The following is an 8,829-nucleotide window of genomic DNA, read 5'->3' on the forward strand; positions in this document are numbered from 1 at the left end:
TCGTGCCTGTCGAACGCAGGACGCCCAGAATCTATCGGGTTCCCACCTTTAATCCGAAGAGAGAACCTTGTGCCCTCCCCACCTAAGGACACAAGGAACCTTTTAACCCGACTTCAGCCGATGTCGGGGGTATTTATGCAAAGGGTAGGTGATTTGCCCGACTGCCCCCTTCTCCGCAGCCGCCATTCTCCTGTCCCACCCCTTCGCTTTTTTCGGCAGACGATTGAATAATCTTCTGCGACTGGTAAACCTTCTTTTAGAACTACACCATGTGTGGGTTTCCCGCGTTGCTGCAAAGGGGTGCAGCAACTGGGAAGTATGTACTCTCACCAACGGAGGCAATCATGGCGAAAAGAATCTTCTTCATCTGCATGGCACTGCTCTTTGCGGCCAGCAGCGCCTCGGCAAAACCGTACCTCAGCCTGGGCGGTATGTGGGTCGATTTGAGCGATGCCGATGTTCGCGCACCTGGCCCTGACTGGGATGTTGCTTTCGACGATGGCTGGGGCGCATTTGTTGCCGTCGGCAAACAGTTTGAACGGTTCCGGCTGGAAGGCGAGGTGGCTTACCGCCGCAATGATATCGACGGCATCGGCATCGGTGGCATCAGAGCGGGGAGAGGCGACAAGTTCCAGGTCATGAGCGGCATGGTCAATGCCTACCTCGATTTCGACTTGTTGCAGTTCCGCCCCTTCATCGGCCTCGGTGTGGGCATGGCCAGAATTGACGCCGATTTAGGCACGGTAACGGGTTTCGGGCGGGTGGACGACGACGATGACGTCTTTGCCTGGCAGGCCATGGTCGGTCTCAGTTTCGCCATGCAATCGGTGGTTTTCGACGTCGGCTATCGCTATTTCGATGCTGAAAATCCCAAGTTTGGTAATTTCACAGGCGAATACGAAGGACACAACATTTACGTCGGTATTCGCTTCTAAGGAAAGTAGGAAGGCAAGCAGCCTGCGGCAGTCATAACCGCGGGCTGCTTAATTTATCGGAAGAGGGCAGATGGTTTTCCCGGTCAGCGCGAGGCCCTGGTGGCGAGCGCAGCCGCAGCTTCTCGCTGCCCTTCCCGTTTAGAAGGTGCGGGCCCTCCAGCGGGAAGCGCCCGCGCCGAACGAGCCCTCAGAGAGGCCCTGCCTCTTTGAGGAGGATGAAGCCGATTTTCTCGTGGGGCTTTTCGACCGGCGCCTGCTGGCCCTGAAGTGCGTGGTCTCCGACTCGAAAGAGGCGGGCGCCGCGCGCCTCCAGGAGGCCGTGCAGGCGGCAAAGAGGTTGGGGGGGCGCTATGACACGGATCAATTGGTTGCCATTGCCGTCCAGTGGCTCTTCACGGCCAAGGACATCGAGGCGGCACAGGCCACTGCCGCTGGATAAGCCGACTGCCGAAGCCTGACCGGCCCTTTGCAGGAGGCTATTTCAAAAACGGCCACCACACAATGATAATTTGACCAAACAGGGAGCCCGCCCATGCGCACTGATTTCCCCGAACCGTACTTTATCCGAGCCCATGGTATTCGCCTGGCCGTTTATGAGCAGGGCGGCGGATTTCCGGTGGTTTTCTGCCACGGTTTTCCGGAACTGGCTTTTTCTTGGCGCTATCAGTTGCCTGCGCTGGCGGCCGCTGGATTTCGGGCCATTGCTCTCGACCAGCGCGGCTACGGTAGGTCCGATAAGTCCGACTCGGTAGCGGAGTACGACCTCCCACACCTGGCAGACGACCTGATCGGTGTGCTGGATGCTCTGGAACTGGAAAAGGCGGTGTTCTGCGGGCATGATTGGGGTGGCCATGTGGTCTGGGAAATGCCGATTCTACATCCTGAGCGAGTGGCTGGAGTCATCGGACTCAACACGCCGCATCGTTATTTTCGAAGAATGGGCGAAGACCCGGCAGGCTGGGTGCGCAACCATTTTAGCGCCGGCAATTACCGATTGGCTTTTCTGCAGAAAGGAATCGAGAACGAACTGACGGCGGATCTTTTGCCCAGATTTCTGGGAGGGCTGTTCAGAGCTCGTCCCCTGACCATGGCCGAATTTATCGACGCACCCCCGGCGGTCCGCAATCTCGAATGGGATTTCATCCAGGCCGCCGCTCTGGACCCGGACCCGGCTGGCAGCCCATTGATGTCGCCGGAAGATTTGCAGGTCTATGTCGAAGCCTTTTCTGCCGGGGGATTGACCGGCCCCATCAACTGGTACCGAACCTGCACAGGAACAACCAGCTTCTTGCCGGCACCAGTGACAGGATATCCGTTCCGTGCCTCATGGTTTCCGCAGAAGACGACATCTTTTTACCTCCGGAATTAGCAGAGGGTATGGAAAAATACGTTCCCGATCTGGAAAAAAGCCTGATCCCCGAATGCGGTCACTGGACTCAGGTCGAAAAACCCGACGAGGTCAACCGTTTACTCATCGATTGGCTGGTACGAAGGTTTGTTTGAAAATCACTCTTTTTCAGACGCAATAGCCCCCGATTTTGTGACCGGGGGCTTTTTCTGATTTACCGCTGTTTTTTAGACACTTTTTTCGCGGTTCTCGGCATACAGTCGATAGACCGATGACCTGCTGATACCGTAATGCTCGGCAATCTCCGTTTTGCTGCAACCTGGAGCTTCAAAATCCCTGATGAGATCGATAGTTTCCTTTTTGGTCAGTTTCGGTTTGGCGCCAAACTTTACTCCGCGAGAAAGAGCCTTTTCGCGGCCTTCCATAGATCGTTCTTTTATCAGCTCCCGCTCGAATTCTCCAATCGCGGCGAGAATGTTGAACTGTAACCGGCCGTACAGGGTTGTAGTGTCGATACCTTGGTCTAGCACAACCAGATCGACGTTCTTCCCTTGTAGCCTTTGGACAATCCCAGCAAGATCAATGGCTGACCGTGCCAGGCGGTCAAGCTTGGTGACCAAAAAAACATCCTCATCCCGAACAAAATCCAACGCTTTTTGCAACTCTGATCGATCCTTCGCGGTTGCTCCAGACGCCTTCCCATGGAAGATTCGATCGCAGTCGGCCAAACGACCCAGTTGAACATCCAGTTTTTGCCCAGCAGAACTTACCCGTGCATATCCGATCCTCATTCCCATGACTTTCTCCTTCCTTGTTGTTTTTTCTTGCCAGATGTATCAAGTTTGATACAATATGGCCGACATGGAAACTCCGACGCCACTACAAGTAAATTTTTTCCGGCAGGACAGCGGAAGAGAGCCCGTCCGCGAGTGGCTGAAGGATTTGCCGCCGGAGGAGCGGAAGATCATTGGTGAGGACATCAAAACGGTGCAATGGGGCTGGCCTCTCGGCATGCCTTTGGTGCGGCCTTTAGGAGAGGGGCTTTTTGAGGTTCGCTCCAGGCTGGGAAACCGCATCGCTCGCGTTCTTTTTTGCACCCACGGCCCGCGGATCATCCTCCTTCACGGCTTCATAAAGAAGACTCAGCAGACTCCGGCCGACGACATGAAACTGGCACGCAAAAGAAAGGCTGAATTCGATGGCAACCCATAAAAACATCGGCAGCGATTTTGATGACTTCCTGGCCGAGGAAGGCATCCTGAGCGAGGTCGAGGCGACCGCGGCTAAGCGGGTTTTGGCTTACCAGATCCAGCAGGAGATGGAGAACCAGAGCCTGACCAAAACCGAAATGGCGGCCAAAATGCAGACCTCCAGAGCGGCGGTCAACCGACTTCTCGATCCACAGAACACCGCCGTCACGCTCAAAACCTTGGAACAAGCCACTGCTGCCCTTGGAAAGCGTTTGCGGATAATTATTGAGGATCCGGTGAGGCACTGACCGACACAGCCTCTAGCGCCCTTTCAGTCCAGCCGCTAGCCACCATTCATTATCCGGCTCGTCGCTGCTGAAGCTTTTTTCCACTCATCCGCCGATGGAGGAGAGGATTGCGCGACTGGAGGCGATGACTTATTCCAGGGATTACTTCAGCAGGCGGTAAAAAAATTCACCCATCATCAAACTTGAAAAACCCACCAAACGAACCGGTGGGTTTTTCTCATAGGCCAGGTTATTTGAGAAAAAGGGAGGTGCATAAAACGAGTGGCAAAAAACTTCTGCCTAACGAATGCAAGTTTTTTCGATGGACAGTTGGACGTCGCTGATATATTTCGTGTCGAACCCAACGGCACAAGAGGTGAGGTAATAATCCCATTTCCCCAAAAAGGCTTCATCGAAGCCGAGGCTCAAAATTTCTTCTTTTTTTAAATGGAACTTTTTTTGCCAGGCGAGGAGCGTTTTTACATAGCTTTCACTGATGTCCTCGATGTCCTGCAACTTGAGTTTGTTGCGGGCAAGCTCTTTCTTGACCTGGCCTAACGAAAGGAGTTCCCCCCCGGGAAAGATGTGCTTTTTGATGAATCCGGGATTCCTGAGGTATTGCCTGAACTGTGAATCGGGAATGGTGATTATCTGGTAGACCATTCTGCCGTTCGGTTTCAGCGAGGCCTCGCATCGTTCGATGAACAGGGGAACATATTTATGCCCTAATGCTTCCATCATCTCGATGGAGACAATCTTGTCATAGCTCCCTGTAATATCCCTGTAGTCAGCCAGGCGCAGATCGATATTCCGCAGCCTTTCCTTGGCATAGTGGTACTGCTCCCAAGAAATTGTAATGGTAGTGATCCTGCAGCCATAATGCTTCTGGGCAAATTCAGCGAAGCCTCCCCAGCCTGTACCTATTTCCAGAACATGGTCCGTTTTCTTGAGATCAAGCTTCTCACATATCCTGTGATACTTATTTTCCTGAGCTTCCTGAAGGGTCATGCCCTCATCGAACATTGCACAGGAGTAAGTCATCGATTCATCCAGCCAGAGCGAATAGAACTGATTAGACAGGTCGTAATGGCTTTGGATATTGCGCCTGCTCCCATTTTTTGTGTTCTTGTTCAGGCCGTGGTTTATTCTTCCCATGATTTTCGCCCATTCCATTTGGTAGAAGGGGGAGTGGTCCAAGGGAAGCTGGTCCTTGTTTTCAATAAACCAGGCCAGTAGCCCGTAGAGGTTGTCCGTCTCAAATTCTCCGAGAAAGTAAGATTCACCGAATCCAGTATCTCCATAGAGGATGACCCGCCTGAAGAAGCGTTTGTTTTTGACCTTTATGCGGACTTTTGGCCCATCGCCAAAGGTGTGCAGACCTTTATAGTCTATCTCGAGGGTACCTTTGAGATCTTTGCCTTTGAACAAACTGAAGAACACCTGCTTGAATATCATCTCAATCCTCTTATGATCTCATCATCGCTGGTGCTTTTATCCCTGAAACGGACCTTTTTAAGCCAGAGTTTCAAGGCCTGCCAGTGTATGAATATGATAGTAAAGAGCGGCACCATCGGGTAGCGCAGGAACAGCAAAAGGATCGACGTTGAGCTGAGCTGCCGACGGTCTCCGGCCAAAGAGGTTTTGAGTATGGCTTGTCCGTCTTTGACCGAGTTCACCTCCATCAACAAGGTCTCTGCCGGTTCTTCGAAAGACCAGGTGATTTCGGTGTCCATATCGATAAAGGGTGAGACATAGAAGTTTTTTTCTGCTTGTCGCGGTGTCTCTTGTTGCCCGGAGTTAAGGCCGTATAAAAGAGTTTCTGATCTCTGTAGGTGTTGTTGACTTCTGAGAGTAGAACCCGTAGTTCGCCCTGCGCATCGTAGCAATAGTAGAAGCTCACCGGATTGAAAATATAGCCGAGATTCCTGAGACTGGTCAGCAAGCAGACCTTACCGAGTTCAAAATCGAAGCCCAGCTCCCCGAGAGCCTCCCGCACCCGTTCCTTGGTGCTCTTGCCAACATAATATTCCCTGGTGTAATCGAAAGTCGCGCGAGCTATGCGATCCCGCTTGCCTTTTTGGCGGACGAAAAGAAAGTGGTCATCGTCGTAAAAGCTCAGGAGATTCCAGCGGTTTTTGCCCAAAAGTTTAAAACGGTCGGCCAACAGGTCGATTTCATCGAGGTCGAGATAGAACATGTATATTTTGTAGGCGAATCTGTTTTTATTTGGCCTGTCGTGCTTGAGTCGGCAGACATAGGCGCACGAGTTCATTGCAATCTCCTGACCACGTCCATTCCGGACTTGCAGCCGTCCTCGTGGAAACCGTGTCGGAAATAGGCACCGGCGAAAAATATCCTGGTATCTTCGTTCAGTTCCTGCAGGCGTTTCTGCAGTTCGAAATTCTCGATGGTGAACAAAGGGTGATCATATTGAATGGTGCGGATGATCTTATCTTCCCGGATCTTTTGAAAAGGGTTGATGGAAACAAAATAGTTGGTCGGCGTCTTTGGTCCTTGAAGCATGTTCAGCCAGTATACGGTGGATGTCTTTTCTCCATCGATGATGTGATTCCAGCTTGACCAGACATCCCTCACAGGAGGCATCACAGCCTCGTCACAATGGAGCACGGCAAGGTTCTTATTGTAGCGGAACTTGCTAAGCAGTTCCTGTTTCTTTTCAGGCAGCCCTTTGGCAATGGCCAGACTTTCATCGGAATGGCAAGCCAAAATCACATAGTCGAACACATACGCTTGCCTGGCTGTTTCAAGTTGCATGGCCGAACCTTCTTTTACCGATAGCACCGGCTCATTGAGGTGAATGTCGAGTCCTGCGGCGATCTTTTTGGTATAGGTGTCGGACCCTCCCTTGACCGTGTACCACTGGAATTTTTTGCGGGCACTCAGCAACCCGTGGTTGTGGAAAAAAGGCAGGAGCAGCCCGATGGGAAACTCCTTGGTATCGGGGGTTGACCAGATAGCGGAGGACAACGGCACAATGAAGTTTTCGAGGAAGTAATCGGAGAGTCCGTTCTTTTTGCAGTATTCCCTGATCGATTCTGGATTATTCTTTTGCAGATCCCTCTGGCCGACCCTGAAGAATGTCTGGATTTCGCGCAGGAATTTCCAGTGCCTGGGCGACAGGAGGTTCCTCCTTTGCGCAAAGGGCTTATACCCTGTGTATTGGAGGCCGGTTCGAAGATTGTGGACAGCAAAAGACATGTCGCTTTTCCGGCGCTCTATACCGAGCTCTTCGAACATTTTGAGCAAATTCGGATAAGTGTGAAGATTGAAAACTATGAATCCCGTGTCGAGGGTAAAGCCGTCCATGCGATGCGTGTGGGTGTGACCGCCGAGGTAGTCGTTTTTCTCGAAGATCGAGATGTCGTACTTCCCTTTGAGGTAGTGCGCGCAGGTCATTGCTGAAATGCCGGAGCCGACGATTGCAAGTTTCATGGCGCTCTTTCTAGTTGGTGGTTATTTTATGGGTCGCACCCGTCGCTTGTTTCTACGCTCCCTGATGTCGAGGATGACGGTGAAAATAGTCCACACACAGAGCAGGAAGAACAGGAAATAGGAGTCTTCCGTGATGATCATGATCTGGTCGCGGATGAGGAATGTTCCTGCGATGAGAAGTAGGTAATACGGGATGTTCAGCAGGCCGGCATAGAGGATTACCTTCTTGTGGGAGCGCGAGACCCCGAGCTGAAACATGTAGAGGGCCAACAGGTTGATATGCAGCATGGCGAGCAACAACTCCTTGATCCGGAAATCCCTCTGTTTCGTCTCTCGCAATGAGCCGAGCAGGTAATTGAGTGCAGCAGAGATAGTCACCGCGACAATGGAGACCATGGTCAGTACGATCACATTGCCCCAGGTAAAATCGTTAAGCAGTACGATGAGCACCGCGAAAAGCTGGCCCGGAAAATAAAAACCGACATATACGATGCTCTCGATCAAAATCACCAGGAACAGCAGCAGGAATGACCATTCCTGGTAAGCGCTGTCCAGCACCCGTAAAAAGAATGCCGGGTCCGGGATGATCTGCAATCTCTCAAGAATGAGAATCCCGGAATAAACCACAAGGCCTGAGAGGGGCACGAGGCTCTTCATTTGAAAAACCTGGGTATCATCGCAGGAGTCTCCCGTTTATAAGCCTGAAATGCCTGGTTGTCTGCATATCGTTCTTCCGCGGGCGGCACCCCCGAGACATATCGGAGCAGAAAGGTGATCAGAAGCCAACTTATGAACGCCCATAAGGAAACCTGTGCCGCCACGATACTCGCGCCCAGCCAGAATACGCTCTCGCCGAAATAATTTGGGTGGCGGGAGTATTTCCATAGTCCCCGGGTCATGATCTGCCCTTTCTCCCTGGTCTTGATGAATGAGCGCAGTTGCAGGTCGCCGATCGTCTCATAGAGCAGGCCGAAGAGCGCGACAGCAGTGCCGGCGGCGGTGACCAGACCCAGTGGAGGAGGTGCGCTATTGACGAGAAAAATCGGGATGGCGATGATCATTACCAGCACTCCCTGGAGCACATAGATCTGGAAAAATGAGCGAAGATAAAAGTGCTGCCATTGCTCACGCCACCTGGCATAGCGCGGATCTTCGTCTTTTTTTATCCACTTTTTTGAAAGTATATAGGAAACAATCCGCATAGCCCACAGCGCAACAAGGATGGTAAACAGCACCTGGGAAGGCGTTCTCGTCTCCGAGCGATAGATGGCGTGGAGCGCAACCTGCAAAAAGCCCATCCCCCAGAAGACATCAGCTATCGAGTTGTCCTTGAGAACGATAGATAGCAGGAACAGCAAAGAATAGGTGACACAAAGGCCGGCGATGATTTCGATCATTATTTTAGGAATAGGCTCCTTGTGAAGAAACCAATAAAAGCGATAGCGGAGCAGAGGAACGTCCCCCATGCAATGTCGACGAGCACAAATTTGGTCGGATAGTTGGTGATGAAGGTAAGATTGGTCAAGTCATATATCGCGTAGGCTATGAAGCCAAAAACCGCTCCCATAAAAGCTGCTCTGCCGGCAGAGCCCGCAGGCGCCACCGCGAAGATGTAG

General features: G+C 52.1%; 14 protein-coding genes and 1 pseudogene. 7 read left to right on the forward strand and 8 right to left on the reverse strand.

Annotated features, from left to right (window positions below):
* Nucleotides 1-344 precede the first annotated feature (344 nt).
* The 4 genes from AB7E65_RS10190 to AB7E65_RS10205 all read left to right on the forward strand — a co-directional run bounded on the left by AB7E65_RS10190 (nt 345) and on the right by AB7E65_RS10205 (nt 2,438).
* Nucleotides 345-935 carry an outer membrane protein gene (locus tag AB7E65_RS10190; protein WP_428745816.1) on the forward strand — a complete coding sequence of 197 codons (591 nt, stop codon included), beginning with the start codon at nt 345-347 and terminating at the stop codon, nt 933-935.
* 232 nt (nt 936-1,167) lie between these two features.
* Nucleotides 1,168-1,374 (forward strand): hypothetical protein, encoded by a 207-nt coding sequence (locus AB7E65_RS10195; RefSeq protein ID WP_428745817.1) that lies wholly within the window; start codon nt 1,168-1,170, stop codon nt 1,372-1,374.
* Between the two features lie 93 nt (nt 1,375-1,467).
* Entirely contained in the window at nt 1,468-2,304 is an 837-nt protein-coding gene (locus AB7E65_RS10200; protein ID WP_428745818.1) for an alpha/beta fold hydrolase, read from the forward strand.
* 8 nt (nt 2,305-2,312) lie between these two features.
* Entirely contained in the window at nt 2,313-2,438 is a 126-nt protein-coding gene (locus AB7E65_RS10205; RefSeq protein WP_428745819.1) for an alpha/beta fold hydrolase, read from the forward strand.
* A gap of 72 nt (nt 2,439-2,510) precedes the next feature.
* Here the strand turns inward: AB7E65_RS10205 and AB7E65_RS10210 are convergent, their stop codons facing one another.
* Complete coding sequence (locus tag AB7E65_RS10210; RefSeq protein WP_428745820.1) at nt 2,511-3,080, reverse strand: recombinase family protein; 570 nt, start codon at nt 3,078-3,080, stop codon at nt 2,511-2,513.
* A gap of 64 nt (nt 3,081-3,144) precedes the next feature.
* Here AB7E65_RS10210 and AB7E65_RS10215 point away from each other — a divergent pair, with 64 nt between their 5' ends.
* From AB7E65_RS10215 to AB7E65_RS10225, 3 genes and pseudogenes are all read left to right on the forward strand, one after another.
* On the forward strand, nt 3,145-3,495 hold the full coding sequence (locus AB7E65_RS10215; RefSeq protein WP_072287951.1) for a type II toxin-antitoxin system RelE/ParE family toxin: 351 nt from the start codon (nt 3,145-3,147) through the stop codon (nt 3,493-3,495).
* On the forward strand, nt 3,482-3,781 hold the full coding sequence (locus tag AB7E65_RS10220; RefSeq protein WP_428745821.1) for an XRE family transcriptional regulator: 300 nt from the start codon (nt 3,482-3,484) through the stop codon (nt 3,779-3,781). The genes AB7E65_RS10215 and AB7E65_RS10220 overlap by 14 nt, the downstream gene beginning before the upstream one ends.
* A 28-nt stretch (nt 3,782-3,809) precedes the next feature.
* Nucleotides 3,810-3,941: pseudogene (locus AB7E65_RS10225) on the forward strand (protease HtpX); the annotation flags it as partial.
* A 119-nt stretch (nt 3,942-4,060) separates the two neighbouring features.
* Here AB7E65_RS10225 and AB7E65_RS10230 read toward each other — a convergent pair.
* From AB7E65_RS10230 to AB7E65_RS10260, 7 genes are all read right to left on the reverse strand, one after another.
* Nucleotides 4,061-5,215 (reverse strand): SAM-dependent methyltransferase, encoded by a 1,155-nt coding sequence (locus AB7E65_RS10230; RefSeq protein WP_072285531.1) that lies wholly within the window; start codon nt 5,213-5,215, stop codon nt 4,061-4,063.
* A complete protein-coding gene (locus AB7E65_RS10235; protein WP_428745822.1) occupies nt 5,212-5,493 on the reverse strand; it encodes a DUF1365 family protein in 282 nt (93 codons plus the stop codon). Before AB7E65_RS10235 ends, AB7E65_RS10230 begins: the two co-directional genes overlap by 4 nt.
* Nucleotides 5,442-6,032: a DUF1365 family protein gene (locus AB7E65_RS10240; protein ID WP_428745823.1), complete on the reverse strand. Its 591-nt coding sequence runs from the start codon at nt 6,030-6,032 to the stop codon at nt 5,442-5,444. Before AB7E65_RS10240 ends, AB7E65_RS10235 begins: the two co-directional genes overlap by 52 nt.
* Nucleotides 6,029-7,213: an NAD(P)/FAD-dependent oxidoreductase gene (locus AB7E65_RS10245; protein WP_072285529.1), complete on the reverse strand. Its 1,185-nt coding sequence runs from the start codon at nt 7,211-7,213 to the stop codon at nt 6,029-6,031. Before AB7E65_RS10245 ends, AB7E65_RS10240 begins: the two co-directional genes overlap by 4 nt.
* A gap of 21 nt (nt 7,214-7,234) precedes the next feature.
* On the reverse strand, nt 7,235-7,870 hold the full coding sequence (locus tag AB7E65_RS10250; protein WP_428745824.1) for a hypothetical protein: 636 nt from the start codon (nt 7,868-7,870) through the stop codon (nt 7,235-7,237).
* Complete coding sequence (locus AB7E65_RS10255; protein WP_428745825.1) at nt 7,867-8,610, reverse strand: DUF1295 domain-containing protein; 744 nt, start codon at nt 8,608-8,610, stop codon at nt 7,867-7,869. Before AB7E65_RS10255 ends, AB7E65_RS10250 begins: the two co-directional genes overlap by 4 nt.
* On the reverse strand, nt 8,610-8,829 hold a 220-nt coding region (locus tag AB7E65_RS10260), incomplete at its 5' end, for a DUF2177 family protein (protein ID WP_428745826.1). The genes AB7E65_RS10255 and AB7E65_RS10260, both read right to left, overlap by 1 nt.

The sequence above is a fragment of the Syntrophotalea sp. genome, from assembly GCF_050253115.1.
Lineage (GTDB): Bacteria > Desulfobacterota > Desulfuromonadia > Desulfuromonadales > Syntrophotaleaceae > Syntrophotalea > Syntrophotalea acetylenica.

What these genes read in the sequence shown, in the direction of transcription:
- AB7E65_RS10250 (WP_428745824.1), bottom strand. Translation starts at nt 7,870, where the DNA reads ATGAAGAGCCTCGTGCCCCTCTCAGGCCTTGTGGTTTATTCCGGGATT.
- AB7E65_RS10230 (WP_072285531.1), bottom strand. Translation starts at nt 5,215, where the DNA reads ATGATATTCAAGCAGGTGTTCTTCAGTTTGTTCAAAGGCAAAGATCTC.
- AB7E65_RS10190 (WP_428745816.1), top strand. Translation starts at nt 345, where the DNA reads ATGGCGAAAAGAATCTTCTTCATCTGCATGGCACTGCTCTTTGCGGCC.
- AB7E65_RS10245 (WP_072285529.1), bottom strand. Translation starts at nt 7,213, where the DNA reads ATGAAACTTGCAATCGTCGGCTCCGGCATTTCAGCAATGACCTGCGCG.
- AB7E65_RS10220 (WP_428745821.1), top strand. Translation starts at nt 3,482, where the DNA reads ATGGCAACCCATAAAAACATCGGCAGCGATTTTGATGACTTCCTGGCC.
- AB7E65_RS10210 (WP_428745820.1), bottom strand. Translation starts at nt 3,080, where the DNA reads ATGGGAATGAGGATCGGATATGCACGGGTAAGTTCTGCTGGGCAAAAA.
- AB7E65_RS10240 (WP_428745823.1), bottom strand. Translation starts at nt 6,032, where the DNA reads ATGAACTCGTGCGCCTATGTCTGCCGACTCAAGCACGACAGGCCAAAT.
- AB7E65_RS10215 (WP_072287951.1), top strand. Translation starts at nt 3,145, where the DNA reads ATGGAAACTCCGACGCCACTACAAGTAAATTTTTTCCGGCAGGACAGC.
- AB7E65_RS10255 (WP_428745825.1), bottom strand. Translation starts at nt 8,610, where the DNA reads ATGATCGAAATCATCGCCGGCCTTTGTGTCACCTATTCTTTGCTGTTC.
- AB7E65_RS10205 (WP_428745819.1), top strand. Translation starts at nt 2,313, where the DNA reads ATGGAAAAATACGTTCCCGATCTGGAAAAAAGCCTGATCCCCGAATGC.
- AB7E65_RS10200 (WP_428745818.1), top strand. Translation starts at nt 1,468, where the DNA reads ATGCGCACTGATTTCCCCGAACCGTACTTTATCCGAGCCCATGGTATT.
- AB7E65_RS10235 (WP_428745822.1), bottom strand. Translation starts at nt 5,493, where the DNA reads ATGGACACCGAAATCACCTGGTCTTTCGAAGAACCGGCAGAGACCTTG.